This is a genomic window from Mesorhizobium sp. BR1-1-16 (genome assembly GCF_020165495.1).
Taxonomy (GTDB): domain Bacteria; phylum Pseudomonadota; class Alphaproteobacteria; order Rhizobiales; family Kaistiaceae; genus Kaistia.
Window position 1 is genome coordinate 226,213 of the sequence record NZ_JAIUIE010000005.1, and the last position, 26,550, is coordinate 252,762.

31 protein-coding genes and 1 pseudogene are annotated in these 26,550 nt (G+C 65.5%); 19 read left to right on the forward strand and 13 right to left on the reverse strand.

Annotation, left to right across the window (positions count from 1 at the left end; genetic code table 11):
• Positions 1–5: 5 nt before the first annotated feature.
• Genes LB518_RS13630 through LB518_RS13640 form a run of 3 tightly spaced genes read right to left on the reverse strand, consistent with a single transcriptional unit; the run spans position 6 to position 1,437 of the window.
• On the reverse strand, positions 6–398 hold the full coding sequence (locus LB518_RS13630) for a response regulator (protein WP_224578058.1): 393 nt from the start codon (positions 396–398) through the stop codon (positions 6–8).
• Positions 399–416: 18 nt separating this feature from the next.
• Positions 417–956 (reverse strand): hypoxanthine phosphoribosyltransferase, encoded by a 540-nt coding sequence (gene hpt, locus LB518_RS13635; RefSeq protein WP_224578059.1) that lies wholly within the window; start codon positions 954–956, stop codon positions 417–419.
• Positions 957–960: 4 nt separating this feature from the next.
• Positions 961–1,437: an FxLYD domain-containing protein gene (locus LB518_RS13640; protein ID WP_224578060.1), complete on the reverse strand. Its 477-nt coding sequence runs from the start codon at positions 1,435–1,437 to the stop codon at positions 961–963.
• Between the two features lie 258 nt (positions 1,438–1,695).
• Between LB518_RS13640 and ftsE the strand changes: the two genes are divergently transcribed.
• The 4 genes from ftsE to LB518_RS13660 all read left to right on the forward strand — a co-directional run bounded on the left by ftsE (position 1,696) and on the right by LB518_RS13660 (position 4,932).
• Positions 1,696–2,355: a cell division ATP-binding protein FtsE gene (gene ftsE / locus LB518_RS13645; RefSeq protein ID WP_073052992.1), complete on the forward strand. Its 660-nt coding sequence runs from the start codon at positions 1,696–1,698 to the stop codon at positions 2,353–2,355.
• A complete protein-coding gene (locus LB518_RS13650; protein ID WP_224578061.1) occupies positions 2,348–3,310 on the forward strand; it encodes a cell division protein FtsX in 963 nt (320 codons plus the stop codon). Before ftsE ends, LB518_RS13650 begins: the two co-directional genes overlap by 8 nt.
• A gap of 79 nt (positions 3,311–3,389) precedes the next feature.
• A complete protein-coding gene (locus LB518_RS13655) occupies positions 3,390–4,121 on the forward strand; it encodes a YdcF family protein (RefSeq protein WP_224578062.1) in 732 nt (243 codons plus the stop codon).
• A gap of 34 nt (positions 4,122–4,155) precedes the next feature.
• Positions 4,156–4,932, forward strand: a complete 777-nt coding sequence (locus LB518_RS13660; protein WP_224578063.1) for a lysophospholipid acyltransferase family protein — start codon at positions 4,156–4,158, stop codon at positions 4,930–4,932.
• A gap of 14 nt (positions 4,933–4,946) precedes the next feature.
• On the opposite strand, the gene LB518_RS13665 is transcribed toward LB518_RS13660, so the two are convergent.
• Positions 4,947–5,483, reverse strand: a complete 537-nt coding sequence (locus tag LB518_RS13665) for a gamma-glutamylcyclotransferase (protein ID WP_224578064.1) — start codon at positions 5,481–5,483, stop codon at positions 4,947–4,949.
• Positions 5,484–5,554: 71 nt separating this feature from the next.
• Between LB518_RS13665 and LB518_RS13670 the strand changes: the two genes are divergently transcribed.
• From LB518_RS13670 to LB518_RS13685, 4 genes are all read left to right on the forward strand, one after another.
• Positions 5,555–6,856, forward strand: a complete 1,302-nt coding sequence (locus LB518_RS13670) for a DUF2125 domain-containing protein (RefSeq protein ID WP_224578065.1) — start codon at positions 5,555–5,557, stop codon at positions 6,854–6,856.
• Positions 6,857–7,197: 341 nt separating this feature from the next.
• A complete protein-coding gene (locus tag LB518_RS13675; protein WP_224578066.1) occupies positions 7,198–7,605 on the forward strand; it encodes a chalcone isomerase family protein in 408 nt (135 codons plus the stop codon).
• Position 7,606: 1 nt separating this feature from the next.
• On the forward strand, positions 7,607–8,386 hold the full coding sequence (locus tag LB518_RS13680; RefSeq protein WP_224578067.1) for a hypothetical protein: 780 nt from the start codon (positions 7,607–7,609) through the stop codon (positions 8,384–8,386).
• Between the two features lie 3 nt (positions 8,387–8,389).
• Positions 8,390–10,633, forward strand: coding sequence for a phage head spike fiber domain-containing protein (locus LB518_RS13685; RefSeq protein WP_224578068.1), 2,244 nt, complete (start codon positions 8,390–8,392; stop codon positions 10,631–10,633).
• A 51-nt stretch (positions 10,634–10,684) separates the two neighbouring features.
• Here the strand turns inward: LB518_RS13685 and LB518_RS13690 are convergent, their stop codons facing one another.
• From LB518_RS13690 to LB518_RS13700, 3 genes are read right to left on the reverse strand one after another with little or no spacing between them, the layout of a single operon-like run.
• On the reverse strand, positions 10,685–11,611 hold the full coding sequence (locus LB518_RS13690; protein ID WP_224578069.1) for a prephenate/arogenate dehydrogenase family protein: 927 nt from the start codon (positions 11,609–11,611) through the stop codon (positions 10,685–10,687).
• Positions 11,611–12,729: a pyridoxal phosphate-dependent aminotransferase gene (locus LB518_RS13695; RefSeq protein WP_224578070.1), complete on the reverse strand. Its 1,119-nt coding sequence runs from the start codon at positions 12,727–12,729 to the stop codon at positions 11,611–11,613. The genes LB518_RS13690 and LB518_RS13695 overlap by 1 nt, the downstream gene beginning before the upstream one ends.
• Positions 12,730–12,733: 4 nt before the next feature.
• Positions 12,734–13,606, reverse strand: a complete 873-nt coding sequence (locus LB518_RS13700) for a chorismate mutase (protein WP_224578071.1) — start codon at positions 13,604–13,606, stop codon at positions 12,734–12,736.
• Positions 13,607–13,794: 188 nt separating this feature from the next.
• Between LB518_RS13700 and metX the strand changes: the two genes are divergently transcribed.
• Both metX and metW read left to right on the forward strand, forming a co-directional pair.
• Positions 13,795–14,979 carry a homoserine O-acetyltransferase MetX gene (metX, locus tag LB518_RS13705; protein ID WP_224578072.1) on the forward strand — a complete coding sequence of 395 codons (1,185 nt, stop codon included), beginning with the start codon at positions 13,795–13,797 and terminating at the stop codon, positions 14,977–14,979.
• A 9-nt stretch (positions 14,980–14,988) separates the two neighbouring features.
• Positions 14,989–15,648 carry a methionine biosynthesis protein MetW gene (gene metW, locus LB518_RS13710; RefSeq protein ID WP_224578073.1) on the forward strand — a complete coding sequence of 220 codons (660 nt, stop codon included), beginning with the start codon at positions 14,989–14,991 and terminating at the stop codon, positions 15,646–15,648.
• Positions 15,649–15,668: 20 nt separating this feature from the next.
• Here metW and LB518_RS13715 read toward each other — a convergent pair whose 3' ends face one another.
• A complete protein-coding gene (locus LB518_RS13715) occupies positions 15,669–16,448 on the reverse strand; it encodes a class I SAM-dependent methyltransferase (protein WP_224578074.1) in 780 nt (259 codons plus the stop codon).
• Positions 16,449–16,552: 104 nt separating this feature from the next.
• On the opposite strand from LB518_RS13715, the gene gloB reads away from it, so the two are divergent.
• The 5 genes and pseudogenes from gloB to leuC all read left to right on the forward strand — a co-directional run bounded on the left by gloB (position 16,553) and on the right by leuC (position 20,907).
• Positions 16,553–17,326: a hydroxyacylglutathione hydrolase gene (gloB, locus tag LB518_RS13720; protein WP_224578075.1), complete on the forward strand. Its 774-nt coding sequence runs from the start codon at positions 16,553–16,555 to the stop codon at positions 17,324–17,326.
• Positions 17,323–17,763, forward strand: coding sequence for a cupin domain-containing protein (locus LB518_RS13725; protein WP_224578076.1), 441 nt, complete (start codon positions 17,323–17,325; stop codon positions 17,761–17,763). Before gloB ends, LB518_RS13725 begins: the two co-directional genes overlap by 4 nt.
• Before the next feature lie 156 nt (positions 17,764–17,919).
• A pseudogene (rplS, locus tag LB518_RS13730) lies at positions 17,920–18,294 on the forward strand (50S ribosomal protein L19); the annotation flags it as partial.
• A 98-nt stretch (positions 18,295–18,392) separates the two neighbouring features.
• Positions 18,393–19,208 carry a class I SAM-dependent methyltransferase gene (locus LB518_RS13735; protein ID WP_224578078.1) on the forward strand — a complete coding sequence of 272 codons (816 nt, stop codon included), beginning with the start codon at positions 18,393–18,395 and terminating at the stop codon, positions 19,206–19,208.
• A 280-nt stretch (positions 19,209–19,488) separates the two neighbouring features.
• Positions 19,489–20,907 carry a 3-isopropylmalate dehydratase large subunit gene (gene leuC / locus LB518_RS13740; RefSeq protein WP_224578079.1) on the forward strand — a complete coding sequence of 473 codons (1,419 nt, stop codon included), beginning with the start codon at positions 19,489–19,491 and terminating at the stop codon, positions 20,905–20,907.
• 42 nt (positions 20,908–20,949) lie between these two features.
• Here leuC and LB518_RS13745 read toward each other — a convergent pair whose 3' ends face one another.
• On the reverse strand, positions 20,950–21,237 hold the full coding sequence (locus LB518_RS13745) for a hypothetical protein (protein WP_224578080.1): 288 nt from the start codon (positions 21,235–21,237) through the stop codon (positions 20,950–20,952).
• Positions 21,238–21,398: 161 nt separating this feature from the next.
• Here LB518_RS13745 and LB518_RS13750 point away from each other — a divergent pair, with 161 nt between their 5' ends.
• Both LB518_RS13750 and leuD read left to right on the forward strand, forming a co-directional pair.
• Positions 21,399–21,812: a metallopeptidase family protein gene (locus LB518_RS13750; RefSeq protein WP_224578081.1), complete on the forward strand. Its 414-nt coding sequence runs from the start codon at positions 21,399–21,401 to the stop codon at positions 21,810–21,812.
• Positions 21,813–21,906: 94 nt separating this feature from the next.
• Positions 21,907–22,512, forward strand: a complete 606-nt coding sequence (gene leuD / locus LB518_RS13755; protein WP_224578082.1) for a 3-isopropylmalate dehydratase small subunit — start codon at positions 21,907–21,909, stop codon at positions 22,510–22,512.
• Between the two features lie 86 nt (positions 22,513–22,598).
• On the opposite strand, the gene LB518_RS13760 is transcribed toward leuD, so the two are convergent.
• The 4 genes from LB518_RS13760 to LB518_RS13775 form a co-directional block, all read right to left on the reverse strand.
• Positions 22,599–22,874 carry a DUF1344 domain-containing protein gene (locus tag LB518_RS13760; RefSeq protein ID WP_224578083.1) on the reverse strand — a complete coding sequence of 92 codons (276 nt, stop codon included), beginning with the start codon at positions 22,872–22,874 and terminating at the stop codon, positions 22,599–22,601.
• Positions 22,875–22,939: 65 nt separating this feature from the next.
• Positions 22,940–23,212 carry a hypothetical protein gene (locus tag LB518_RS13765; RefSeq protein WP_224578084.1) on the reverse strand — a complete coding sequence of 91 codons (273 nt, stop codon included), beginning with the start codon at positions 23,210–23,212 and terminating at the stop codon, positions 22,940–22,942.
• A gap of 68 nt (positions 23,213–23,280) precedes the next feature.
• A complete protein-coding gene (locus tag LB518_RS13770) occupies positions 23,281–23,553 on the reverse strand; it encodes a hypothetical protein (protein WP_224578085.1) in 273 nt (90 codons plus the stop codon).
• 361 nt (positions 23,554–23,914) lie between these two features.
• The gene (locus tag LB518_RS13775; protein WP_224578086.1) at positions 23,915–24,799 is read right to left on the reverse strand and encodes an HpcH/HpaI aldolase/citrate lyase family protein; all 885 of its coding nucleotides are present in this window, start codon (positions 24,797–24,799) and stop codon (positions 23,915–23,917) included.
• A 93-nt stretch (positions 24,800–24,892) separates the two neighbouring features.
• On the opposite strand from LB518_RS13775, the gene pdxY reads away from it, so the two are divergent.
• Together pdxY and LB518_RS13785 are read left to right on the forward strand one after the other, a co-directional pair.
• Positions 24,893–25,756, forward strand: coding sequence for a pyridoxal kinase (gene pdxY, locus LB518_RS13780; RefSeq protein WP_224578087.1), 864 nt, complete (start codon positions 24,893–24,895; stop codon positions 25,754–25,756).
• Positions 25,753–26,469, forward strand: coding sequence for a DUF429 domain-containing protein (locus tag LB518_RS13785; protein WP_224578088.1), 717 nt, complete (start codon positions 25,753–25,755; stop codon positions 26,467–26,469). Before pdxY ends, LB518_RS13785 begins: the two co-directional genes overlap by 4 nt.
• Positions 26,470–26,550: the final 81 nt, after the last annotated feature.

Genomic DNA, 26,550 nt, shown 5'->3' on the forward strand with positions numbered 1-26,550 from the left:
GAATTCTACGCAGCCTCAGTCGTGCGATTGCGGCCCGCGGCGAGCGCGCCGCCGACAGCGGTGCGGATCTCGGCCAGTGAGAACGGCTTCGGCACGACGTCGTGAACGATGAGGTCGAGGCCATCAGCGCGCTCGCGCTGATCGGCGAAGCCCGTCATCAGCAGGATGGTCAATTCCGGAAACTGCGGCGCGACCTCCATAGCGAGCGCGATGCCGTCCATCATCGGCATGCGGATGTCGCTGAGCAGGAGATCGAACGCGCCCGCCTCGGCCTGCAGCCGATCGAGCGCATCGGCACCGTCCTCGGCCGTCGCGATCTGATGACCATCGAGTGAGAGGGCCCGCGCGACGAAAGCGCGGACCGAATCATCGTCTTCCGTGACCAGGATGCGTGCCATGCCGCTTCCCCGCTCCTCTCAATCCTCGACCACACCGACAAAAGGCAATTCGCGGAAGGCATGCGCGGCGTCCATGCCATAGCCGACCACGAAGAGGTCGGGACAGACGAAGCCGACATGATCGGCCTCGAAGGAGACCACGCGCTTGCCGGGCTTTTCGAGCAGCACCGCGACACCGACCCGTGCCGCGCCGCGCTCCTGCATCAACGCGCGGGCGAAGGACAGCGTGCGGCCGGATTCGAGAATGTCGTCGATGAGCAGCACATCGCGGCCGGCGACATCGCTCTCGATATCCTTGACGACGCGCACCTTGCCGCTCGATTCCGTTCCCGCGCCATAGCTCGACAGCGAGATGAACTCGACTTCCGGCGCAAGGCCCGAGGCGTGCAGCGCGCGGATGAGATCGGCGGCGAAAACGAAGCTGCCCTTGAGGATCGAGATGACGAGCAGATTGTCATAGCCGCTCGCCGCGATCTCGGCCGCCAGCTCGCGATTACGCCGGTCGATCGTCTCGATGTCATAGAGAATGCGGATCGAGCGGTCGCGCACGATTGGCATGAGGTTATCCCTTCGTCTCGGGCAGCGCGAAGCTCACCGAGACCTTTCTGGCTGGATCGGGCGGCGTTGCAAGCCGCGTACGGAATTTCTGCGAGGCGCCGGCGTCGAGCCGCCGCTGGTCGGGCTCGGCCTGCCAGCCGCCGACGCGCTCCCCCGCGCCATCGATGAGCACGAGCCGCAGCGGCGGAACATCGACGGCAGCATCGGTCACATTGCGGATCGCGCCTTCGACCACGAGCCCCGCGGCGCCATCGGCGACATCGCGCAGCGTATGGACATCGTCGAAGGCGAGCCCCGTGCGGTTCACGTCGAGACCGATACGTCGGTAGAGACCGGCAAGGCCAGGCGCAGCGGCAACGAGCGGCTTGCGGAGCAACACCGCGCCCCCCGCGACCGCGACCAGCAGAGCAAGCGCGACCAGCGTCCGACCGTCAAAGGCCCGCCACCGTCCCGCCGCTTCAACCTCGATCCGGTTGGCCACGTCCTTGAAGTCCGCTCATAGGGCGCGCTGACTGGCGCCGAGATCAGTTTGAACCCGATTCGCCGGGGCTGCATAGGAGGGCATCGCCCCCTCCGCCGCCCCGTCTTTGCCTTGATCGGATGCCATTTCATCGTCATGAACCACCGGGCGTTCGTAAATCGTTAACGCTGATGTCGGCAAGGTCGCAGCAGAGACAGACGGCGGCGGCAAGGCCCGCCGATCTTCCATCGGCTATCAGGCGGAAACGGGAAAACTGCGGTGATCCGCTTTGAAAATGTCGGCCTGCGCTACGGAATGGGGGCCGAGGTCCTGCGCGATCTCTCCTTCCAGATCGCTCCGCGTTCGTTTCAATTCCTGACCGGCCCGTCCGGGGCCGGCAAATCGACATTGCTGCGCCTCCTGTTCCTGTCGCTCCGGCCGACGCGTGGCCTGATCTCGATCTTCGATCGCGATGTTGCGACACTGCCGAAATCAGATCTGCCGGCCCTGCGCAGGCGCATCGGCGTCGTGTTCCAGGATTTCCGCCTGCTTGATCACCTGACGACGTTCGAGAATGTGGCGCTGCCGCTGCGGGTTCTCGGCCGCGAGGAGGCGACCTACCGCGCCGACGTGATCGAGCTTTTGAAATGGGTCGGCCTCGGCGACCGCGTGCAGGCGCTGCCTCCGATTCTTTCAGGCGGCGAAAAGCAGCGCGCTGCCATTGCGCGGGCGCTGATCGGCCAGCCCGAGATCCTGCTCGCCGATGAGCCGACCGGCAATGTCGACCCGCCGCTCGCCAAGCGGCTGCTGCGCCTCTTCGTCGAACTGAACCGGCTCGGGACATCCGTGGTGATCGCCACCCATGACATCGGGTTGATGAACCAGTTCGACGCCCGCCGCCTCGTCCTCCATGAAGGGCGCCTCTCCGTCTATGAGTGAGACACACCCTCAACGAGAGCTCGCGGCCACCCCGGCCCGCCGGCAGGGCCCGCGCGCCACGCCGCCCGGCCCGATCGTTCCGGCTGGATCGATCGCCGGCCGCTCGCTGACCATCGTTGTGGCGATCATGAGCTTTCTTGCCTGCCTGACGCTCGGCGCGGTGACCCTCGTCCGCGACGCCTCGCTCGACTGGCAGTCGGACATCGTGCGCGAGATCACGATCCAGGTTCGACCGGTCGACGGGATCGACACCGATGCCGAAGCGCAGAAGGCGACCGATCTCGCCACGCGGACACCGGGCGTCGCCAGCGCGCGCCCGCTCTCGGCCTGGGAGAACGCCCAGTTGCTCGAGCCGTGGCTGGGAAGCGGGCTCGACATGAGCGATCTGCCGATCCCGCGGCTCATCGTCGTCGAACTCGCCAATCCCGATGCCGTCGATCTCACCGCGCTCTCGGCCCGCCTGACGAAGGAAATCAAAGGTGCCAGCCTCGACGATCACCGGACCTGGACCGACCGGTTGAAGGCGATGGCCAATGCCACGGTGATCATCGGCTTCTCGATCCTCGCGCTCGTCTTCGTCGCCACCGTGCTCTCCGTCGTATTCGCGACGCGGGGCGCCATGTCCTCGAACCGGGATATCGTCTCTGTGCTGCACTATGTCGGCGCCGAAGCGGGCTTTATCGCGCACGAATTTCAGCGCCATTTCCTCATTCTCGGCCTCAAGGGTGGCCTCTGGGGAGCGGCCGGGGCGACTTTGATGTTTCTGGTGCTGTCGTTCCTGTTCGGACGCTCGATCGCGACGCCGGAGGGCGACCAGGTGTCGGCCCTCTTCGGACGGTTCGCGATCGGCCCGACGGGCTATGTCGGCGCGCTTGGCATCGCGATCCTGATCGCCCTGATGACCGCCATCACCTCGCGGCTCACCGTCTTCCGTCATCTGGCTTCGATCGAATGAGAACCGGACGCGGTTCCAAAACGTTGAGTGAATGCTTGTTGCCAAGATCCGGCTCGATTCTGCTAGCATCATGGAAAGCATGACCGACGCGGCCCGATCTGAAATTGCCGTTACCGGCCGCTCCTCCCCTCGGGGACGGGCGACATATCGCGCGCCTGCGCCTCAAGGCCATCATCGCCTGCTGTCGCCTCGCTTCTTCATTTTTGCCATCCTGTTCCTGCTTGGCCTCATTGCCTTTGATTTCGTTCGCTTTTCCGATGGCGTCGCGCGCCTGGCGGCGCCTTCGGGCATCAAGGCGGAGGGGATCGTGGCGCTGACCGGCGGCACGGCGCGCATCAATGGCGCGCTGGCGCTGCTCGCCGACGGCCGTGGCGAGCGGCTGCTGATATCGGGCGTGAACCCCTCCGTGGGCAGGCGGGAGATCGCCCGCGCCGTCGATGGCGAATCACGCGAAGCCTTCGACCAGAGCGTCGATCTTGGCCATGCAGCCCGCGATACGATCGGCAATGCCGATGAGGCGAAGGCCTGGGCGCGAAAAAACGGCTTCCGCTCGCTGATCGTCGTGACCAGCGACTATCACATGCCCCGCAGCATGATCGAACTCACTGGCGCGATGCCGGATGTGGCACTGATCCCCTATCCGGTCTCGAACCCCAATCTCGACATGGCCCGCTGGTGGCACCACGCCGCTGCCGTCAAGCTTCTCTTGGCCGAATACCTGAAGTATACGCTGGCGCGGGCGCGGCTCGCCGTCGAGTCGCCGTGGGGGACGACGGCCGCCACGGTCGATACGGCGGACGGATCGCGCTGATACGCACCCCCGGCGCCGAAGCAGGATCGTCCGAATGCTGATCGTCCGTTCGTTCCTGTTCCAGATCGTCTTCTACGCGCTCATGGCCGTCATCATCCTGGTGACGCTGCCCTTCTATTTCTTCCTGCCGCACCGCGCCGCCATCTTCGTCGTCAAGACCTGGACCGCCGCGACGATGTGGGCGCTCCGCGTCGTCGCCGGCGTGAACATCGAGATTCGCGGCCGCGAGAGGCTGCCGAAGGGCGCCGCGCTCATTGCGCCGAAGCACCAGTCCGCCTTCGAGACCATGGCTTTGTTTCCGCTGCTGAAGGACCCGGCCTTCGTGATGAAGCGGCAGCTCATGATGATCCCGCTGTTCGGCTGGTACACCTGGAAGGCTGGCATGATCGCCGTCGACCGCGCGGGCGGTTCCAAGGCGCTGCGCAAGCTGGCCGCCGACAGCAAGGCGGCGGCGGCAGAGGGCAGGCAGATCATTCTCTTTCCCGAAGGCACGCGGCGGCCGGTCGGCGCACCGCCCGACTACAAGTTCGGCATCATCCATCTCTATCGCGAGCTCAAGGTGCCGGTGATCCCGATCGCGCTCAATGCCGGGCTCTATTGGCCGCGCCGCAGCTTCATGCGCTATCCCGGCACCATCATCATCGAAGTGCTGGAGCCTATTCCGCCGGGACTCGATTCGAAGACCTTCCTCGCCCGCCTGATCGCAACCATCGAGCCGGCGACGGATCGCCTCGTGGCGGAGGCTGCTTCTGGCGCCCATCCGCCGCCGATCCCCGTTGCCGCAGCGCCGACCGCAGCCGCCAAGGCCTGACGACGGCGATGGCGTCAGACGCTGCGACCGCTCTCGCCTCCGAGCATGCCGGCAAGCCAGATCATCAGTCGATCCTCGATTCCGACCGCCGCGAGATGCTCGGCCGTCGCCAGCACATAGTCGCGGTTGTGCCCGGAAACGCCCGCGCTGTTGCGGACAAGTTCAAGCACCTCCTCGCGGCGGAGCTTGCCCGCATATTGCCGGTGGCTTCGGTCGACGACATAGGTTGTCGCCGCGACCACCGTGCCATCGGCCAGCCGCACCGGCCTGATCACCTCGCGATAGACATTGGTGACGAGTTCACGCTCGCGCAGATAGGTGAGCACGTCGTCGCGATCGGGCTCGGATATGCGAAAGGCAACGCCCCGGCACGAGCCGCCTTTATCGAGCCCCAATACCAGTCCAGGTTTCGCCTCCGTGCCGCGATGGACGAAGGACAGGATGCAGAGCGCCCGATGCTCGCCATGGAGCCGCGCCGGGACGCTTTCGGCATAAGCAAAGCCGGGCCGCCACATCAGCGAGCCATAGCCAAATACCCAGAGATCGGCCATCACCATCGTTCCTGTCCGGAGCTCTTCCGGCCTAGCAGCGGGCGAAGCGAACTTCAACGGAGAGACCTGCCGTGAGCAGCGCTACCGACACGGGGCCAGCGCCCGCGACGCCCGGCAAAGGCCGCCGCCGCTTCCAGATTCTCATTGTCGCCGTCCTTGCCATCGCTGTCCTGTGGACGGGGGGCTGGTTCGGCCTCCGCCACTATGTCGGCGGCAAGCTCGATGTGCTTGAAGCGCGCGCAAGCGCCGAGGGGGCCGTGCTGACCTGCGGCGACCGTTCGATCGGCGGCTTCCCGTTCCGCTTCGACGTGACCTGCATGCCGCTCGCCGCCGCCTGCCCGGCCGAAGCCGTCTCGCTCGCTCTCGCCGGCATCGAGGCCATCGGCATGGCTTATAATCCGAACCGTGCGCTCTTTGCCGCGAAGGGACCGCTTGCGCTGCAGGCTCCCGGCGGCGCGCGGCTCGATGCCAACTGGACCTCGCTGCAATCCAGCATCCGCATGGGACTTGGCGGACTGAAACTTGGCGGATCGGGATTTGGCGGTTTGAGCCGCTATTCGCTGGTCGCCGACGGGTTCGATGCGACGCTGGCGGATCCTTCGCGGCTCGCCGCTCCGATCCCGCTGCGCGCCCACCATGGCGAGTTCCATGTCCTGCCCGATCAGGCCGGGGCCGACATGGTCGACCTGTTCCTGTCGCTCGACCAGTTCACGGCACTGATCCCCGGTCGCCCCGCATTGCCGCCCGTCGATACCGATATCGCCGTCGCCGTTCCGGCCATGCTCGTCACGGCGCATGGTGATCGTGCCGCCGCCTGGGTCGCCTCGGGCAAGCCGGTCCGTATCGACCAGCTCGACACGACGATCGGTGGCGTCGCCTCCTCGATCACCGGCGAGCTTACGCCCGCCGCCGACGGCCTTCTGAACGGCCGCCTGACAGTGCGGCTCGACCAGCTCGATCATCTGCCCGACCTCGTCGAGACGCTGAAGCCCGGCAGCGGCGCCAGGGCACGGCAGATGATCGGGCTCGTCTCGGCGTTGCTGCGCCCCGTCACTGTCGACGGCAAGACCTGGCGCGAGGCGACGGTGACCGTGGCATCGGGCCGCGCGATGCTCGGCTTCATTCCGCTCGGCACGCTGCCGCGCATCGGCCCGGAACCTCTGGTCCAGCCGCCGGCCTCGACGTTCCCCGCGCCGCTGCCCGATACGTCCGAAGCGCCAAAACCTGTGGCGCCCGCGCCAACCCCGCCGGTCGCGTCGGCCGATCCTTCGGCAGTCATCGCCCCTGGCGGCGAGAGTGCCGGCAAACCGCTCAATCCGCAGCCGGGCGTCATGACCACCGCGCCGGTCAAGCGCTGCGCCATCACGTCCTGACGACAAGTCCCAAGAAGCGCCCTCGCCCCTGAGAGACCGCGGCAGGCACCATCCGCTTCACGCCCTTCGCCCCTGACGGACGCCTCTCCGGCGACCCTCGACCCCCGATCGGACTGACGCTTCGGCCCGCCGCGACCGCGCCGAGCACGGCACTTTATTCGTGACTTTTGCAACTTATAGTTGTATATCGGATAGCAGATGACGGCTGCAGCGCAGGCCCGCTCAGACACCCCTGCCAGGCAGCCGGTCATCGACTGAAACCCAATGCGCATACCGACGCCAGCCGCAATCACCGCGGTGGTTGTCGCTCGCCCGAATTTTCAAACGCAACCGGGGGTCTTATGCCTCTTCGAGTCGACCTTTCGATCTGGCGGGGCAACAACGGCCCTGCCCTCATCTGGACCCTGCCCGACGAGGTACCGCTCGCGGACTCAGCCTTCTTCCTGACCGTCGCGGCGGCGGGCACCCTGCTGCTCGCCAGGGACACGACGAGCGGAACGCTCGTCCTCGACGCGGAGGCGCGCCAGCTCCGCCTCGATTATACGACCGCCGAATCCCGGCTGATACCACCCGGCCAGATCGCCGAATATGAGATCGAGCGCCGCAATGCCGGCCTCGAGATCACCGAGCTCTACGGCTTCCTCGCCGGTCTCGGCGGCCTCAACGCCGACGAAGATGCGAGCAACGGCGTTCAGCTCGACTTCTCCAACCCCGACAATTCGAACCTGCAACTCCTGGGATGGATCTGACATGACCGCTTCCGTGACGACCAAGCAGATCAAGGACGCCGCCGGTAACATTTTCCTTCAGCGCGTGCTCGACGCGAGCGGCACCGGCGAGGGCCCCTTCCTGCCGCTGACCGGCCTTATCAATCCCGAGGGTGACGGCCCGGTCGACATCGCTGCTCTCGCTGACGCGATCATCGCTGCGATCGGCGCTGACGCTACCTTGCCGGCTGGCGCGTCGACCGAAGCAACCCTGGCCGACCTCAACGCCGCCATTGGCGGCACATCCGCCTCTGCAGCCGGCGATACAGGCGCTTCGACCAGCAATGGCTTCCTGCGCTATCTCCGCGACAAGCTTGCCGCTGGCATCACGCTGGGCACGAGCGCCGCGACCATCGGCAAGGTCGGAGCACAGGTTGCCGGCGCCGACGTGTCGGCAACCAATCCGCTGCCCGTCGGCTCGGCACAGATCGCGAGCGTGACGGCCACCATTGCCAACGGCGCCAGCCTGTCCAGCGCGGCCGACCTCGGCACGGGCCGGCTCGTCGGCCTGATCATGCCGGCTGCCTGGACGACGGCCTCGATCAGCTTCCAGGCATCTGCTGACGGCACGACCTTCTTCAACCTCCATGACGTCGGCGCGGAACGGACGATCGCGTCGAGCGACGCTGTTGCATCGCATTTCATTGCGCTGTGCCTTGCCGACTGGCTCGGCGTGCGCGCGATCAAGATCCGATCCGGCAGTGCCGATTCTGTCGTCAACCAGTCGGCCGATCGTGTCATCACTCTCGTGACGGCGCGCTGATCCATGTCGACCCTGATGGCAAGAAAGCTGGCGCCGCGGCCGTTCTGGCTGCCGCGCGGCGCGACCGAGCACGCCGATTTCACAAATGGGCTCTACTTCGCCGTCCGGCGCCAGCGGTCAACCTTGGCCGCGTGGCTGGCTGCCAGCGGCCACACCTTCGCCCGCGCATCCGAAGCCAGCTTCGTCGGCGCTGACGGCTTCATCGCCTGGGCGTCCGCCAACGCACCACGCGTCGATTACGATCCGGTCGCCTTGACGCCGTTTGGCCTGTTCCTCGAGGGCTCACGGACAAACCTGCAGCTGCGTTCGTCCGAGATGGATAACGGGTGGAGCGTCTCGGGCATCGCTGTCGTAGCCGATGCGGCGACGGCGCCAGACGGCACGACGACGGCCGATAAGGTCGCCGAGACAGCGGTAACCAACACGCACGCCTGTTACCGAGGCGTATCGATGACAAGTGGCGTCCCCTACGTCCGATCCTGCTTTGCAAAGCAGGCCGAGCGGATCTGGTGCTCGCTCAACTATGACTCGATCTACAAGTGGTTTCGCCTCTCCGATGGCACCATCGGGGCCTCAGGCTCTGGCGTTGCCGCGATCCAGCCAGCGCCGAACGGCTTCTTCAGATGTTCGGTTGTTGTGAGCCCCGGCTCTACGGCCTCTCACCAGATCGGCATTCGAACCTCTACAGGCGATAATGCCGGGTCTTTCCTCGGAATTGCCGGCTCCGGCATCTATGCGTGGGGCTATCAGCTCGAACAGGCAAGTTTCCCGAGTTCGCCGATCCGCACCGCCGGATCGACCGCGACGCGTGCCGCAGACATCTTGTCTCGGACCATTGCGCAGCCGGCCAGTCTCACCCGCGTGTTCAAAGTGCGAACGGCGCCAGGCGTTTCCGGCAATCAGGTCATCTGGTCGATCGGGGATGCCACGAACGGCGCCTTGCTCCGGCGCGCCAGCACCGGCCATATCCTGCTCACCGTCTTCGCCGCCGGCGTCTCCGTCGTCGACCTCGATGCGGGCGGCGTCGGCAGCCTCGGCGTCCATACGGTCGCCATCGCCCTCGACGGCACCAACGCCAGGCTCTGCCTCAATGGCGGCGATATCCTCTCGGCCGCTGCTGCCATGCCCACGCTGACGACGATGATCGAACGGATCGGATCGTCAGCGGCCGGCGAGGAATGGTTCGGCCATATCCAGACGGTCACGGCCTTTGCCGCACTTGGCGACGCGGAGATGATCGCGCGGACAGCGCCGCCGCAATACATCAATGCCCTGATCGGCATCGACAGCTTGAGCGATCCCCGCTCGACGGGCGCGGGTCGCTGGCTCGCCGATATCATGAAGGCCCGCATCGGTACCGCGTCAGCGGGCTGGGTTCCTCTGATCTTCACCTCAGATGCCCGCGTCAACGGCCTCAATTATACCGGTGGGGCGGAGATTTCCCATTCAACCGGTAACGCCGGCGACCCATTCACGCTGGACTTCCAGGGGCACTACTGGTCGGCGCCGAACAGCACGAGTTCTGGCGGATTTTTCACGCCAAAGGAACCTTACGACCAGTGCGACATGATCTATGTCAGCAATCCCGGTGACGGGTCATTCCGCTTCCAGTCGACCGGCAATGGAAGCGCGACGGTCGATGGTGACGCCGCGCCGGCGGCACGGAAACTCAGCGTCGAGTGTTTCACGGCTCCGAATGCAGCAGTGCGATGGGACCAGTTCGAAGACGGTAATCCGAACACGATCGTCGGCGTGAATTTCTCGCGGGCCGGCGCCGGCGGCTTCACTTACAACCCGATGGGCAATGGGGGTTGGAAAGTCCAATGGTTGGCCGAGATCGACGATGCCGCCATGCGGACGATCATCGGCACGATCCGGCCGACGCACTTCCTGTTCAACGGCGGCATGAACGATCGTGTCGACAGGACCGCCGTGCAGTTCGACGCCGATTGCCGCAAGGTCCTCGACAACGTCCGGGCTGCCGCGCCGCGTTGCAAGATCGTCATCATCCAGTCGCTCAATCCAGGCCCGACCGACACGAGCTATTTCGCGTCCTATGTGCCGGTCAAGCAGCAGCTCGCGATCGACTACGCAGCGCAGTATCTCGACGAGCGGACGATCAACGCCAACACGGCCACCTATGCGCTCGCCAGCGCCGCCGGCTACATGCAGGACGGTGTCCACCCGACGCTGGCGTTCAACCGCGACGTGATCGCACCGTGGCTGGCCGACAACGTCGCCTGGTAGACCTCAATCGCCAGATCGCGCGGCCGCATCATGCGGCCGCGCAACCGGCTCTCACGGCTTCGCGTGATCGCGACGGCCGAAATCGGCTTCGGCCGTATCCTGGCCGATCGCGACGATCGAGCGGCGGATCGCGCGCGTCCGGGTGAAGAGATCGAACAGCGTCTCGCCATCGCCATTGCGGATTGCCCGCGTCAACGTCGCGAGATCCTCATTGAAGCGCCCGAGCATCTCCAACACGGCATCCTTGTTGTTCATGAAGATGTCGCGCCACATCACGGGGTCCGACGCCGCAATGCGCGTGAAATCACGGAAACCAGACGCCGAGAATTTCAGGACTTCCGAGCGGATGCCAGCTTCGAGATCGGACGCCGTACCGACGATATTGTAGGCGATGAGATGCGGCAGATGGCTGGTGATCGCGAGCACGAGATCATGGTGCTCGGCCGACATCGTCTCGACATTGGCGCCGAGCGCTCGCCAGAACGCCATCATGCGGGCGACCGCAGCGGGATCGACTTCAGGTGCCGGCGTCAGCACGCACCAGCGGTTGTCGAAGAGTGCCGCGAAGCCGGCATCAGGGCCCGAATATTCCGTGCCGGCAATCGGATGGCCCGGCACGAACGAGACCGTCGGCGGCAGATGCGGCTGCATCGCGCGGACAACCGAGGCCTTGACCGAACCGACATCGGAAACGATCGAGCCAGCCTTGAGATGCGGCCCGATCTCGGCGGCGACCGCGCCGCAGGCGCCAACCGGAACCGAGACGATCACGCAATCGGCCCCCGCGACGGCCTCGGCGGCGGTCGCGAAATAGCGGTCGCCAAGGCGCAGCTCCTCGGCCCGCTTCAAGGTCTCGGGCCGGCGCGTCGACACGACGATCTCGCCGACGACACCGGCGCGGCGAGCGGCCAGCGCAATGGAAGCCCCGATGAGCCCGATACCGACCAGAGTCAGGCGGGGAAAGATGATCTCGGCCATCAGGCGCCACCGATCATGAAAGCCTTGAGAGCGGCGATTGCCGCCTCATTGGCCTCAGCCGAGCCGATGGTCATGCGGAGACTGTCGCCGAGCCCATAGCCGGCGATCCCGCGCAGCACGATCCCATGCTCGAGCAGGAACGGCTCGGCCCTGGCCGCTGTATGGCTCCCCGACTTCGGGAAATGGATCAGCACGAAATTGCCGACGCTCGGCGTCACCTCGAGGCCGATCGCCTCGATGCCCTTGGTGACACGCGGAAGCCATTCCTCGTTATGCGCAACCGAAGCTTCGACATGCGCGTGGTCGTCGAGGGCCGCGATGCCGGCATTGATCGCGGCGGTCGAGACATTGAACGGGCCGCGAATACGGTTGAGCGCGTCGACGACATGCGCCGGGCCATACAGCCAGCCGATGCGGAGCGAGGCCAGGCCGTGGATCTTCGAGAAGGTCCTGGTCATCACGACATTCTGCGTCTGCCCGACCAATTCGATGCCGCTCTCATAATCATTGCGGCGGACATATTCGGCGTAAGCCGCATCGAGCACGAGCAGGACACGCGGCGGCAGTCCGGCATGCAGGCGGCGGATTTCGCTGAACGGCAGATAGGTGCCGGTCGGGTTGTTCGGATTGGCGAGATAGACGATCCGCGTCTTCGCGCTGATGCGATCGAGGATCGCGTCGACATAGGCGGTATAGTTCTTCTCCGGCGCGACGACCGGCACGCCGCCGGCGGCGCGGATGGCGATCGCATAAACGAGAAAGCCATATTCGCTGTGAACCGCTTCGTCGCCAGGCGAGAGATAGGTATGGGCAATGAGGTTCAGCAACTCATCCGAGCCGGCACCGCACACGATGCGCGACGGCAAAATGCCATGCGCCGCGCCGATCGCGTCGCGAAGCTGCGGGGCCGAAGAATCCGGATAGATCTCGAGCCCTTGAGCGCTCACCTTGAACGCGGCAATCGCGGCCGGGCTGGCGCCGAGCGGCGACTCGTTCGCGGCAAGCTTGTAGAAGCGGCCGCCACCGGTCGCCGTGGTGCGGCCAGGATCATAGGCGGCGATGTCGAGAATGCCGGGGCGCGGCTGCGGCCGGTCTGCTCCGGTCTTCGAAGAAGTCATGGCCTTAGGCTCCGGCAACGCTCTGGTAGAGGACGGGATCGACAGCGATGTCGCCGATAGCGATGCCGCGCGAAAGTGCGCCGACCCGCGCGACATCGTCGAAACCGGCATGCGCAGAAAGATTGGCGACAGACGCCGTCGCTGGCAGCGCCACCAGCAGTTCACGGCCCGCCTCGGCCATCACGGTGCCGCTGGCGGCGCGAATGGCTCGGGCCGCCTCCGGGGCAATCGCCGTCACGGCGAACAGCGCAAGATCGGGCGGAGTCGGATCGGCAAGCTCAGGTGCGATGACGACGACCGGCATCTCGGCGGGACGGCCGGCCACGGCAATGAACGGCGCGAGTGCCATGATGCGCGGACCGGCGGGCCGGCCGAGAGCGCGCCACCAGGCGCCCGCGGCGGCGGGCTGCGCCAGCGAGATGAGGCCGAGATCGGTGCCGCTCTCGCGGATATGATTGATGGTGTCGAGCGCGCCTTGCTGGCGATGCAGCGCCACCGTGAAGCCGAACAGGAAGCGTGCGACATCCCGCATCGCATCGCCATGGGCGATCGCAGCTGGACCGCTGGCGCCCGGCGCGCCAGCGTCATAGGCGACATCGAACGGCGCCTGCATGCGCGTGAAGGTCGTGATGATCTCGCGCCAGATATGCTCGACTGTCCAGAGCGGCAGGGCGCCCTCGTGGCGCGCGACGAGGCGGCGCATCATGTCGGCCTCACGGCCGGGCCGGAACGCTGCACCGGGACGGCTGGTGCCCTTGACACGGATGAGCGTGCCGATCGCAGCGCCGCGTTCGATCAGACGCTCATGCATTTCGGCATCGAGCCGATCGATCGTCGCCCGGATCGCGGCAAGCTGGGCCGCGTCCTTCTCGCTCACGGAGGTCGTCGTCTCTGTCGTGGTCATTATCAAGGGAGGGTTCGAGCTGCAGGAAAAGGGCAGCGCTGCGCGCAGCCCGGCAGGGGCCGATTCATAGGCAAGCCCTCCCGCGAAAGCAAAGAAAACATTGACAGGCGAAAGGGTGCGACCCTAGCTAGACGCCCATTCCTAGCGGTCGCGAACCGAACATGGCCTCTTACAGGCAGTCCATTCCCGTCGACGGCGCCAGCCAGGCGCGCAGCGAAGCCGACACACCTTCCAGCCGCGTCATGCGCTTCGGGCTCGACCAGCCGCTCCGGCTCGATTCGGGACAGTTCATCGCGCCGCTGCAGATCGGGTACCAGACCTACGGAACGCTGAATGCCGACCGGTCAAACGCCATTCTCGTCTGCCACGCGCTGACCGGCGACCAGCATGTCGCGAGCGACAATCCCGTCACCGGCAAGCCCGGCTGGTGGGAAACAGTCGTCGGACCCGGCAAGCCGATCGACACCGACCGTTTCTTCGTCATCTGTTCCAATGTCGTCGGCGGCTGCATGGGCTCGACCGGCCCGGCGTCGACAAACCCCGAGACTGGCGAGCCCTATGGCCTCGACCTGCCGCTCATCACGATCCCCGACATGGTGCGAGCGCAGGCGATGCTGGTCGATGCGCTCGGCATCGATCAACTCTTCTGCGTCGCTGGCGGCTCGATGGGCGGTATGCAGGTGCTGCAATGGGCGGTCGCCTATCCGGAACGCGTGTTCACCGCGCTGCCGATCGCCACGGGTCCGCGTCATTCATCGCAGAACATCGCCTTCCACGAGGTTGGCCGGCAGGCGATCATGGCTGATCCGGACTGGCGCGGCGGCCGCTATCTCGCCGAAGGCACCAGCCCGCGCAAGGGTCTCGCGGTCGCGCGGATGGCGGCGCACATCACCTATATGTCCGACGAGGGCCTGCACCGGAAATTCGGCCGCAACCTGCAGGATCGCGACCGCGTCGCCTTCGGCTTCGACGCCGATTTCCAGATCGAATCCTATCTGCGCCACCAGGGCCTCTCCTTCGTCGAGCGTTTCGACGCCAATTCCTATCTCTACGTCACCCGCGCGATGGATTATTTCGACATCGCCGCCGACTATGGCGGACGCCTCGCCAATGCCTTCATGGGCTCGAAGACTCGCTTCTGCATCGTCTCGTTCACCTCGGACTGGCTGTTCCCGACCGTCGAAAGCAAGACCGTGGTCCGCGCGCTGAACGCAAGCGGCGCCAGCGTCTCCTTCGTCGAGATCGAGACCGATCGCGGCCACGACGCCTTCCTGCTCGATGAGCCCGTACTGTTCGCCTCGATCCGCGGCTTTCTCTCGTCGGCTGCCGCCGCGCGCTGGAAATAGGGATCGAGCATGCAGCCCCTTGCCGCCCCCGTTCATGGCGAACTCTCCAAGCGCCTCGATCTTCTCGTCATCTCCGAGCTCGTCGAGCCCGGCAGCCGCGTGCTCGATGTCGGCTGCGGCGACGGCGAGTTGCTGGCGCTGCTCGCTGAAAAGCGCGGCGTTGAAGGCCGCGGCATCGAATTGTCGCAGAGCGGGGTCAACCAGTGCCTCGCGCGCGGCCTCTCGGTGATCCAAGGCAATGCCGACACCGATCTCGTCGATTATCCCGACGACAGCTTCGATTACGTGGTCCTGTCGCAGACGATCCAGGCGACCGTGCATCCAAGGCGCGTGCTCACCGAGATGCTCCGCATCGGCCGCCGAGTCATCGTCTCATTCCCGAATTTTGGCCACTGGACCGTGCGCATGTCGCTCGGCTTCCGCGGCCGCATGCCCGTGACCGAGAACCTGCCCTATAGCTGGTACGATACGCCCAATATCCACTTCTGCACCATCCGCGATTTCGTCCAGCTCTGCCGTGACGTCGAAGCCGACATCGAGCGTGCGGTCGCGCTGGACGTCGGGGGGACCCGGATGACGCTGAATGCACCATGGTGGTTCTGGAATCTGTTCGGTCAGCAGGCCGTGTTCCTGCTCTCGCATCCCGATCGGCCGAAACCCAGCGGCTAGCCCGCTTCGCCGCAGAGGCGTCAGGCGCCACCCTCGCCGGGCCCCATCGCCTGTCGGCGACTGCCGGCCGGGATCAGCGCAGGTGCGAGCACAGACACACGGCGGCTCGAGCGCCGCGCCGGCACGCCCTGATACATGAGCTTCGTCACCTCGACGATCAGGACGCCTGGAAACGCCGGCCACATCACGCGGCCGATCCTGTCCCAGCCCTTGCCGCTTCTGAGGAACAGCCGGCTCGACGAAGGCGGCGCGAACAGCGCGCCCGACCAGCCGATCTCGCTGAACTGCGTCTCGCGCAGCAGCGTCGCGATCTGTCCGCGCGAAAAAGGTCGGCCATAGCCGAAGGGCGTCCGCTCGACGCGTGCCCAGATGCCGCGCCGGTTGGGCACGGCGATGATCAGCCGCCCGCCCGGCACCAGCACGCGCCACAATTCACGCAGGAGATCGCGGACATTGGCGGTCGTTTCCAGACAGTGGATGGCGAGAATGCGGTCGATCGAGGCATCGGTCAGCGGCAGCATGTCTTCATGCACCAGCGTTGCGACATTGCCCCCGTCAGCCGACCAGTTCATCACCCCCTGCGCCGCCGGCATGAAGGCCAGCACCCGCTCGGCGCCCAGTGAGAGTTCCTGGAGATAAGGCGTCGCATAACCGATGCCGAGCACGCGGTCGCCGGTCGCACTCGGCCAATGCGCATGGATGCGCGCCGCGATCAGCCCGCGCGCGACAACGCCGAGCCGCTCAGCGTAAAAGCTGCGCAGATCGACGATATCGGGCGAAATGGTCTGGCCTTCTTCCAAGGCGCCGCGCTCCTCCAGATCGGGACAGCGAGTTTAGGAAGGCTTTCCGCTTGGCGCCAGCCCACCGCAGTTGATAGGGTCCGCCCTCCCCGATGGAGATCGCCATGACCCTCGAAATCGTTCAGTTCCCCTGTCTCAGCGACAATTACGGCGTGCTGCTGCACGACACCGCGTCGGGCCGCACCGCCTCGATCGACGTACCCGAGGCGGCGCCGGTTCTGGCCGCCCTTGCCGAGAAGGGCTGGACGCTCACCGACATCTTCACGACGCATCATCATGTCGATCACGTCCAGGGCAATCTGGAGGTGAAGGCGGCAACCGGCTGCACCATCACCGGCCCGGCCGACGAGGCCGACCGCATTCCTGGCATCGACATCACGGTCAAGGACGGCGACAGCTTCGATTTCGCCGGCCAGACGGTGCGCGTGATCACGACGCCCGGCCATACGCTCGGCCACATCATCTATCATCTGCCCGATGCGAAGCTGGCCTTTGTCGGCGACACGCTGTTCGCGCTCGGATGCGGCCGCGTTCTAGAAGGAACGCTTGAGCAGATGTTCGAATCTGTCGAGAAGGTCGGCGCCCTGCCCTCCGACACGGTCCTCTACTGCGGTCACGAATATACCGAAGCCAATCTCCGCTTCGCGCTGTCGATCGAGCCGGACAATGCCGCGCTTGTGACGCGCGGCGAGGAAATCCGCCGCCTCCGCGCCGCCGGCCAGCCGACATTGCCGACGACGGTAGCCGCCGAGCGCTCGACCAACCCGTTCCTGCGCTCGGATGCCCCATCGGTGCGGGCGGCTGCCGGCCTGCCGGACGGCGAGCCAGCCGAGGTTTTCGCCGCCACCCGCCGCGCCAAGGACGTCTTCAAGGGATGACGACGCTCGCCGGGCTCTCCGCCGATGCGGTGATCGCGCTGCTCGACCTCGCGCCGCATCCGGAAGGCGGGTTCTACCGCCAGACCTTCAAGGACAGCGCGACCTATGATGGCCGACCGGCCTCGACAGCGATCTATTTCCTGCTGAAGGGTGGTGCGCCGTCGCATTGGCATCGCGTCGACGCGATCGAGACCTGGCATTACTACGCGGGCGCGCCGCTGGAGCTCGGCCTCTCCGAAACGGGCGAGACGAGCGAAACGCTGCGCCTCGGCATCGACCTTGCAGCCGGCGAACGGCCGCAGGGCATCGTGCCGAAGGGCTGGTGGCAGGCAGCCGCGAGCCTCGGAGACTGGACGCTGGTCGGCTGCACGGTCGCGCCGGGCTTCCGCTTCGAAGGCTTCGAGCTTGCGCCGCCCGGCTGGGCTCCGAAGGGGTGAAAATGGCGCCTTTCTTGCGGTTTGGTCTGGACTTTCCATCCCGCATCGGCTAGATGCGCGCAACCGTCGCGGCAGCAAGACCGCCGGTGAACCAACTGAAAACAGCGCACCGAAACGCTCGCGCTTCCTGAAAGCGCATCGGCAGGAGTTGAACCCATGACCAATATCATCGACGAGCTCGACAAGGAGCAGATCGAAAAGATCACCGCGCTTCGCGCCGTTCCGGCTTTCGCCCCCGGCGATACCGTGAAGGTCAATGTTAAGGTGGTCGAAGGCACGCGTTCGCGCGTGCAGGCCTATGAAGGCGTCGTGATCGCCCGTTCCGGTGGCGGCCTCAACGAGAACTTCACGGTCCGCAAGATTTCCTATGGCGAGGGTGTCGAGCGCGTCTTCCCGGTCTATTCGCCGCTGATCGACTCGATCGACGTCATCCGTCGCGGCAAGGTCCGCCGCGCGAAGCTCTATTATCTGCGCGATCGCCGCGGCAAGTCTGCCCGCATCGTCGAGAAGACCGAGCCCCGCAAGGAGAAGGCGAAGGTCTGAGACCTTCCGCCCTCCGCATCTGCGGCAGGTTTTTCGAAGGGGCGGTCCCATGGGATCCGCCCCTTTTTTATTGCCGGAGCATCGTCGTGGATCCGTTCAAGCGCAGCAATCGCCAGAATTGGGACGAGCGGGCTGATATTCACGCCCTCGACCGCACGGGCTTCTACGCCGTCGATGCCTTCCTCGCCGGCGCCGACACGCTCTATCCGATCGAAAAGGCCGAGATCGTTGAGGTCGCAGGCCTGAAGCTTGCTCATTTCCAGTGCCATATCGGTATCGATACGTTGTGCCTGGCGCGACGCGGCGCGGTAGCGACCGGCATCGACTTCTCGCCGCGGGCGATCGCCCAGGCGCGCGCCCTGGCCGGCCGCGCCGGCCTTACTGCCGATTTCGTCGAGGGTGAGGTCTATGACGCACCGGCGCTGATCGGCGACGATTTCGATATCGTCTTCACCTCCTGGGGCACGATCACCTGGCTCGACGACATGACCGCCTGGGCCGAGGCGATCGCCGGCGTATTGAAGCCCGGCGGCCGGCTTTATTTCGCCGATACGCATCCGACCGCCATGCAGCATGAAGAGATCGGTGGCGCCCTTCGCGTCCATTACGACTGGCGTTCGGCCAAGGAACGGCCGGAGCGCTTCGCTGCGCCAACCACCTATACCGGCGACGAGACACCGCTCGTCGCCTTCAACACGTTCGAGTGGATGCGCGGCATTTCCGATGTGATCGGTGCTCTGTTGAAGGCCGGGCTCAGCCTCGATTGGCTCCATGAGCACGAGGAACTGCCCTATAGGCTCTTTCCGATGATGATCCCGGCCGGCGGCCGCATGTTCAAGTTACCACCGGGCGTTCCGCGGATGCCGCTCGCCTTCTCGCTCCAGGCGACTCGCACCCGTTGAAGCCCGGCGGATCGCGCGGAAGGATTGTCCTTCGTGCCGGCCGCTGCTATCTAGAACCGTTATGAACGACGCTTGCGCCTCCATGCACTGTCCGACGACCGCGAATTTCGCGTCGATGGACGATCATGCGCGCTTGCCGTGGCGGTTCTTCTCGCGTCTCCAGGCGACCGAGGACCGCGGCCGACTTTGACGGGGCCGCGCGCTGGCCCGAGTCCGGCGCCGATTGCCCCCGATCCAACGCTGCCTCCTTCTTCATCTTCGCTTTGCCAGGAACGACGTCATGACCGCGTCCGATCAGAAACCCCGCACCCTCTATGACAAGATCTGGGATGACCACGTCGTCGAGGAGACCCCCGACGGCACCGCCATCCTCTATATCGACCGTCATCTCGTGCATGAGGTGACGAGCCCGCAGGCCTTCGAAGGCTTGCGCATTGCCGGCCGCAAGGTGCATCAGCCGACGCGCACGCTCGCCGTCGTCGATCACAATGTGCCGACCACCGATCGCTCGAACGGCATCGCCAATCCGGAATCGGCGCTGCAGGTCGCGACGCTGGCCGAAAACGCCGCCGATTTCGGCGTCGAATACTATTCCGAGCGCGACCATCGCCAGGGCATCGTCCATATCGTCGGCCCCGAGCAGGGCTTCACGCTGCCTGGCATGACGATCGTCTGCGGCGACAGCCACACCTCGACCCACGGCGCCTTCGGCGCCCTCGCCCATGGCATCGGCACCTCGGAGGTCGAGCATGTGCTCGCCACGCAGACGCTGCTGCAGCAGAAGGCGAAGAACATGCGCATCACCGTCGACGGGAAGGCTCCCGCCGGCGTGACCGCCAAGGACATCATCCTCGCCATCATCGGCGAGATCGGCACCGCCGGCGGCACCGGCCATGTCATGGAATATGCCGGCGAGGCGATCCGCGACCTCTCGATGGAAGGCCGCATGACCGTCTGCAACATGTCGATCGAGGGCGGCGCACGCGCCGGCCTGATCGCGCCGGACGAGAAGACCTTCGCCTATATCAAGGGCCGGCCGAAATCGCCGTCGGGCGCGGTTCTCGAGCGCGCCTTGCGCTATTGGGAGACGCTCGTTTCCGACGAGGGCGCACATTTCGACAAGGAAATCCGCCTCGACGCTGCCAGCCTGCCGCCGATCGTCACATGGGGCTCCTCGCCCGAGGACGTCGTCTCGATCACCGGCGTCGTGCCCAATCCCGATGACATCGCCGATGAGAACAAGCGCACCTCGAAGTGGCGCGCCCTCGATTATATGGGCCTGAAGCCAGGTACCCGCATGGTCGACATCCCTGTCGAGCGCGTGTTCATCGGCTCTTGCACCAATGGCCGGATCGAGGACCTGCGCGCCGCTGCTGGAATGATCGGCGGCAAGACCGTGCGCGAGGGCGTCAACGCCATGGTCGTGCCGGGGTCAGGCCTCGTAAAGGAACAGGCGGAGGCCGAGGGCCTCGACCTGATCTTCAAGGCAGCCGGCTTCGAATGGCGCGAGCCGGGCTGCTCGATGTGCCTTGCGATGAACGAAGACCGCCTGAAGCCGGGTGAACGCTGCGCCTCGACCTCGAACCGCAATTTCGAGGGCCGGCAGGGCTTCAAGGGCCGGACGCATCTCGTCTCGCCGCAGATGGCGGCAGCGGCGGCCATTGCTGGCCACTTCGTTGACATCCGCGACTGGCATTAATTGGAAGCCGGGACTGGCGCGATGCCGGTCCCGGCACTCCCATTACCAGCCGCGACGAACGACGTGGCAGCGCTCGCCGACCTTGACCTTCGTGACGTGCCACCCGTGATGACCGTGAACCCTCACGGTCCTGAATACCGGGCTGCACACACGGCGCGCGCTATGGTGACGCTGCCAGCCGGGACCGCGCCAGCCGTGATCATAGTGATTGCCGGGGCCGGCGACCTGGATGACGGGCGCGTTGCCGACGGGGGCTGCGGAAGCGGCACCGGCGGTGAGGGCGAGCGAACCGACAGCAAGGGAAACGGCAACGAGAGCGGATTTCAGCATGGTTGGATCTCCTTCGACTCGACGGGATCGGATCGTCCCGCTCGAGAGCCATCAAAGCCGATGGCGGCTGAACCGGACCTGAGGGGACCGTTCAGAAGGCGTTCATATTCATGAGACGCTTCGGATAATCCAACCCGTTGACGGGACAAAGGTTTCATAGAATGGCCTCCTTATCTTTGGAGACGTGGAAAGCGCCCTCGCTCGATGATTTCGAGGTGCTTGGCCGTGCTGCGCTCGCCGGGCTACCACGTGAATTCCTGAGTCTGGCCGGCGACGTCGAGATCCGGGTCGACGATTTTCCCACCGCCGAGGTGCTGGCCGATCTCGAGATCGAATCCGAGTTCGACCTGCTCGGCCTGTTCGTCGGCGTCGGCCTCGCCCATGCCGGCGCCACCACGGTCACCGGCATGATGCCGAACCGCGTCTGGCTCTATCGCCGGCCGATCCTTGATTATTGGGCGGAGCATGACGAGACGCTCGGCGCCATCGTCACGCATGTGCTGATCCATGAGATCGGCCACCATTTTGGCCTCTCCGATGACGACATGGAGGCGATCGAGGAGGCCGCAGACTGACGACGGCCCTCCAAGGGCTGCTGCTTGACCGATGCGCCTTCGCGGCGCATCACCTAACAACCCCGTCTTTCAGGACGATCCGAGGACGACCGCCATGGACAAGTTCACAACGCTGACCGGTGTCGCAGCTCCGCTGCACTTCATCAATATCGACACCGACATGATCATCCCGAAGGACTACCTCAAGACGATCAAGCGCACCGGTCTCGGCAAAGGCCTGTTTGCGGAAATGCGCTATCTCGACGACGGCAGCGAGAACCCGGACTTCGTGCTGAACAAGCCGGCCTATCGCCACGCCTCGATCCTGGTGGCCGGCGACAATTTCGGCTGCGGCTCCTCGCGTGAGCATGCGCCCTGGGCGCTGCTCGACTACGGCATCCGCTGCGTGATCTCGACGTCTTTCGCCGACATCTTCTACAATAACTGCTTCAACAACGGGATCCTGCCGATCCGCGTCGACAAGGAAGACCTCGACAAGCTGTTCGACGATGCCGAGCGCGGCGAGAATTCACGTATCACCATCGATCTCGCGGCGCAGGAAATCCATGGCCCGGACGGCGGCGTCGTCCATTTCGATATCGACGCCGAACGCAAGGAGAAGCTCCTGAACGGTCTTGACGATATCGGCCTCACCATGGTGAAGCAGCCGGAGATCGCGACCTTCGAGGCGGCCGTTGCCGAGGAGCGGCCCTGGGCCTGAACCTTCGGCCACCAGACAAACAGAAACGGCGTCCGGTCTCGCGACCGGGCGCCGTTTTGGTATTCCAACCGAAATACGACTTGGACTTAGTTGATGTCCATGCCGTCCTGCGTGGCCGGATGGGGATCGAACGCGCCGATACCCTGCTGGCCATTGGCGGTCACGCCGACTTCCTGGCCCGGGAGCAGGCCGTAAAGCACGGTGCCGTTGGCGAACTGGAACGACTGGCCGGACTTCAGGGTCAGCGTGCCGGTGGCGGGATTGACCGACTCGACGGTGCCGTTGATCTGCTCGGCGGCGAACGCAGCGGCGCCCGAAGCGAGGAAAGCGAGCGAGGCGGCGGCGATTGCGAACTTGCGCATGATGATACTCCTAGAGATAGAATGTTCTGCGCCCTGGGGCGCTGATGGTTGGGCGGTGTCAGGTCTTAGTTGACGTCGCCATCACGATTGGCCGGATGGGGATCGAACGCGCCGATGCCCTGCTGGCCATTGGCAGTCACGCCGACTTCCTGGCCCGGGAGCAGGCCGTAAAGCACGGTGCCATTCACGAACTGGAACGACTGGCCGGACTTGAGAGTCAGCGTGCCGGCGGCCGGGTTGACCGTCTCGACGGTGCCCTGGAACTGCTCGGCGGCGAAAGCCGTGGCGCCCGAAGCGAGGAAAGCGAGCGAGGCGGCAGCGATTGCGAACTTGCGCATGATAATACTCCTAAGGATTGAATGTTTCTGCGCCCTGGGGCGCTGAATGATTGGGGCGGTGTCAGGTCTTAGTTGACGTCGCCGTCACGATTGGCCGGATGCGGATCGAAGGCACCGATGCCCTGCGAACCGTTGGCCGCCACACCGACTTCCTGGCCCGGGAGCAGGCCGTAAAGCACGGTGCCGTTGACGAACTGGAACGACTGGCCGGACTTGAGGGTCAGCGTGCCGGCGGCCGGGTTGACGGTCTCGACGGTGCCGTTGATCTGTTCGGCGGCGAAGGCCGCGGCGCCCGAAGCGAGGAAGGCGAGCGAGGCGGCGGCGATTGCAAACTTGCGCATAATGATATCCCGTAGTGATTGTTCTGCCGTGACGACGACCGGGGAGCTTCTTACTGCCACCGTTCGTTGCCGGTGAGCCTGATATGGGATTCCCCTCCGGAAGAGCAATTCACGCGATTGTCATTCGAATACCCCTTGAACCCCTCCCCCGCACGTTTGATCGCCGAAGTAGCAATATTACGGAACAATTATCCGATAGAACGGGCATTTTAGGAATGACCGTCCGGTTCGAACCGTCATTGTTCACACTTCTGCACGGAGCTGTTTAGGAAATAGCGACGCTTATGATAAGCCTTCCCTATTGTCCGCGATCCTGCCTCACAATCATGTCAGTCCGTTGCGAACAATCCTCGCGAGGCTGTCAGCCACTGCGCGCTTGAATGGCTTCCAGACGGGCAAGAAGCCGCTTGCCCGCCTCGGCATGCAGCCGTTCGACCATCCGGCCCTCGAAGGCGACAACACCGAGGCCCCGATGCCGCGGCTCATCGAATAGCCCTGCGATGCGGCGGGCTTCCGCGATCGCCGCCAGATCCGGCGCGAAGATGCTGTTGGCGCCTGCGATCTGGCGCGGATGGATGAGGCTCTTGCCATCGAAGCCACAGTCGCGCGCCTGGCGGCACTCGGCCTCAAAGGCCGCCATATCGGTGAGATCGTTGAAGACACCATCAATGACGTCGAGCCCGCCGGCTCGCCCGGCGGCCAGGACATTCATCAGCCACGGCACCATCGGCGCCCGCCCCGGCAGCTGCCGCGCCCCCGTCTCCACGGCGAGGTCGTTGAGCCCGAGTACCAATGCGACAAGCGGATAGGCCGCGTCGCCCGCAAGCGCGATCGAAAGCGGATCGGCGACCGCCCGTGCCGTCTCAATCATCGCCCAGAGCGGCATTATCGCCCCGGGCGCAGCTTCAGCCGCGCTGCGCCGCATGGCGTCGAGATCGGCGGCCGTGGCGATCTTCGGCACCAGCACGCCGTCGGGCCGAGCCGGCAGGATCGCCGCGAGATCCGCCGCACCCAGGCCGTCCGCCGGCCCATTGATCCGCACGACGATCTCCGGTGCATGAGGATGCCGCGGAACGGCCAACAACGCCGCTACCCGAGCCCGGGCCGCCGGCTTTTCAGCCGGCGCGACTGAATCCTCGAGATCGAGGATCACGACGTCGGCGCCGAGCCCCATCGCCTTTTCGAGCGCGCGCGGATTGGCACCCGGCACATAGAGGACGGAGCGGCGCGGGCGGCTGGACGGCATTGTGATGTCCTCGGAAATCGCTGCTGAGCAGGCATGCGGCGCCGCGCGATCGAATCGGCTAGGGTCCACGCCTCAGTTCGAAGGTAGCAACAGATGCCGGTCAGCCCGAAGCCCGCCGTTCTCGTCCTCACATCGGAGGTGGTGCGCGGCGCCGTCGGCGGCCGTGCCGCCGGCTTCGCCCTGGAACGGCTCGGCTTTCCGCTCTGGACCGTTCACACGGTGACACTGCCCTGGCACCCGGGTCATGACCGCGCCAGCCGGATCGTCCCGGACGAACCGTCCTTCACCGCCTTGATCGACGACCTTCTCCGCGCGCCCTGGCTCGCCGAGATCGGCGGCATCCTGACTGGTTATGTCGGATCGGCCAGCCAGCCCGCCGCCATTGCCCGCCTCATCGACGCCGTCAGGAAGACGAACCCCGACGTTCTTTATCTCTGCGATCCGGTGATGGGCGATAACGGCGCGCTGTATGTCCCCGAGGCCAACGCCGCGGCGATCCGCGATCACCTGGTCCCCCGCGCCGATATCCTGACACCCAACCTGACCGAACTCGGCTTCCTCGCCGGCCGGCCGATCGCAAGCCGCAATGAGGCCATCGCAACGGCGCGTGCCCTTGCCGCGCCGCGCGTCGCCGTCACCTCGGCGCTCTCGGGCGGCGGCGAGACGGAGACGCTTCTGGTGACCGCCGACGCAGTCCTCTCGGCCCGTCACACCCTGTTCGATGGCCGCGTGCCGAACGGCACAGGCGACCTTTTCGCCGGATTGATGCTGGCGCGCCTCCTTGACGGCGCCGACGACAGCACCGCACTCAGCCAGACAACAGCAACGCTGGTCGACCTTCTCGCAGCGGCCCGCGCGCTGGGCACTGACGAATTGCCGCTGGCAACGCTGCAGGAACGGCTCGTCACGCCAGAGGCCAGGGTGGTGGTCCGCGCCGATACAACGGCCACGCCGTGACCGGTTGGGTCGCGGGAGTCGATGGCTGCAGGGCCGGTTGGATCGCAATGATGCTGCCGGATACCGGCGCACCGCTGGTGTTCGTCACGCCACGCTTCGCCGATATTCTCGCGCATGAGGCCGAACCGGGGATCATCGCCGTCGATATGCCGATCGGCCTTCCCGACAGCGTCGGACCGGGTGGGCGCGGACCGGAGCGGCTGGTCCGGGCCAAGCTTGGCGAGCGGCAGTCCTCGGTCTTCGCGATTCCGCCGCGCGCCGCTGTGATGGCGAGCGATTTTGCTGCCGCCACCGCCGCATCTCTCGCGGCGTCCATGCCACCCCGTAAGGTGTCACGTCAGGCATTCGGGTTGTTCGCCAAGATACGCGAAATCGATACCCTGATGACGGCCTCGCTGGAAGCGCGGGTCTATGAAAGCCATCCGGAACTGGCCTTCTGGCAGTTGAACGCGCACGCCCCCATGACTCTGCCGAAGAAGGTGCGCGGCAAGTCGAACCCACCGGGTCTTGCCGAGAGACAGGCGTTGCTCGTCCGTCATGGCTATGACGCCGAACTGCTTTCAACCCCGCCACGCGGCGCGGGCCTTGATGATCTGCTGGACGCCGCCGTGCTTGCCCTCATCGCCCGGCGCATTGCGCGCGGCGAGGCCATGTCTTTTCCGGCGGAGCCTGAGCGCGACGCGAAGGGTCTGCGCATGGCGATCTGGGCCTGAGCGGCTGCGACGCGGCTTGACCTTCGCCGCATCGGCGGGACAATGATCTTTGAGAGGCGGTCGCGAGATCGCTCCCCTTTC

Excerpts from the sequence above, each read along its gene's own strand:
- LB518_RS13630 (WP_224578058.1), bottom strand. The coding sequence starts at position 398 with ATGGCACGCATCCTGGTCACGGAAGACGATGATTCGGTCCGCGCTTTC.
- hpt (WP_224578059.1), bottom strand. The coding sequence starts at position 956 with ATGCCAATCGTGCGCGACCGCTCGATCCGCATTCTCTATGACATCGAG.
- LB518_RS13650 (WP_224578061.1), top strand. The coding sequence starts at position 2,348 with ATGAGTGAGACACACCCTCAACGAGAGCTCGCGGCCACCCCGGCCCGC.
- LB518_RS13655 (WP_224578062.1), top strand. The coding sequence starts at position 3,390 with ATGACCGACGCGGCCCGATCTGAAATTGCCGTTACCGGCCGCTCCTCC.
- LB518_RS13660 (WP_224578063.1), top strand. The coding sequence starts at position 4,156 with ATGCTGATCGTCCGTTCGTTCCTGTTCCAGATCGTCTTCTACGCGCTC.
- LB518_RS13665 (WP_224578064.1), bottom strand. The coding sequence starts at position 5,483 with ATGGCCGATCTCTGGGTATTTGGCTATGGCTCGCTGATGTGGCGGCCC.
- LB518_RS13675 (WP_224578066.1), top strand. The coding sequence starts at position 7,198 with ATGCCTCTTCGAGTCGACCTTTCGATCTGGCGGGGCAACAACGGCCCT.
- LB518_RS13680 (WP_224578067.1), top strand. The coding sequence starts at position 7,607 with ATGACCGCTTCCGTGACGACCAAGCAGATCAAGGACGCCGCCGGTAAC.
- LB518_RS13685 (WP_224578068.1), top strand. The coding sequence starts at position 8,390 with ATGTCGACCCTGATGGCAAGAAAGCTGGCGCCGCGGCCGTTCTGGCTG.
- LB518_RS13690 (WP_224578069.1), bottom strand. The coding sequence starts at position 11,611 with ATGGCCGAGATCATCTTTCCCCGCCTGACTCTGGTCGGTATCGGGCTC.
- LB518_RS13695 (WP_224578070.1), bottom strand. The coding sequence starts at position 12,729 with ATGACTTCTTCGAAGACCGGAGCAGACCGGCCGCAGCCGCGCCCCGGC.
- metX (WP_224578072.1), top strand. The coding sequence starts at position 13,795 with ATGGCCTCTTACAGGCAGTCCATTCCCGTCGACGGCGCCAGCCAGGCG.
- metW (WP_224578073.1), top strand. The coding sequence starts at position 14,989 with ATGCAGCCCCTTGCCGCCCCCGTTCATGGCGAACTCTCCAAGCGCCTC.
- gloB (WP_224578075.1), top strand. The coding sequence starts at position 16,553 with ATGACCCTCGAAATCGTTCAGTTCCCCTGTCTCAGCGACAATTACGGC.
- LB518_RS13725 (WP_224578076.1), top strand. The coding sequence starts at position 17,323 with ATGACGACGCTCGCCGGGCTCTCCGCCGATGCGGTGATCGCGCTGCTC.
- leuC (WP_224578079.1), top strand. The coding sequence starts at position 19,489 with ATGACCGCGTCCGATCAGAAACCCCGCACCCTCTATGACAAGATCTGG.
- LB518_RS13745 (WP_224578080.1), bottom strand. The coding sequence starts at position 21,237 with ATGCTGAAATCCGCTCTCGTTGCCGTTTCCCTTGCTGTCGGTTCGCTC.
- LB518_RS13750 (WP_224578081.1), top strand. The coding sequence starts at position 21,399 with ATGGCCTCCTTATCTTTGGAGACGTGGAAAGCGCCCTCGCTCGATGAT.
- leuD (WP_224578082.1), top strand. The coding sequence starts at position 21,907 with ATGGACAAGTTCACAACGCTGACCGGTGTCGCAGCTCCGCTGCACTTC.
- LB518_RS13760 (WP_224578083.1), bottom strand. The coding sequence starts at position 22,874 with ATGCGCAAGTTCGCAATCGCCGCCGCCTCGCTCGCTTTCCTCGCTTCG.
- LB518_RS13765 (WP_224578084.1), bottom strand. The coding sequence starts at position 23,212 with ATGCGCAAGTTCGCAATCGCTGCCGCCTCGCTCGCTTTCCTCGCTTCG.
- LB518_RS13770 (WP_224578085.1), bottom strand. The coding sequence starts at position 23,553 with ATGCGCAAGTTTGCAATCGCCGCCGCCTCGCTCGCCTTCCTCGCTTCG.
- LB518_RS13775 (WP_224578086.1), bottom strand. The coding sequence starts at position 24,799 with ATGCCGTCCAGCCGCCCGCGCCGCTCCGTCCTCTATGTGCCGGGTGCC.
- pdxY (WP_224578087.1), top strand. The coding sequence starts at position 24,893 with ATGCCGGTCAGCCCGAAGCCCGCCGTTCTCGTCCTCACATCGGAGGTG.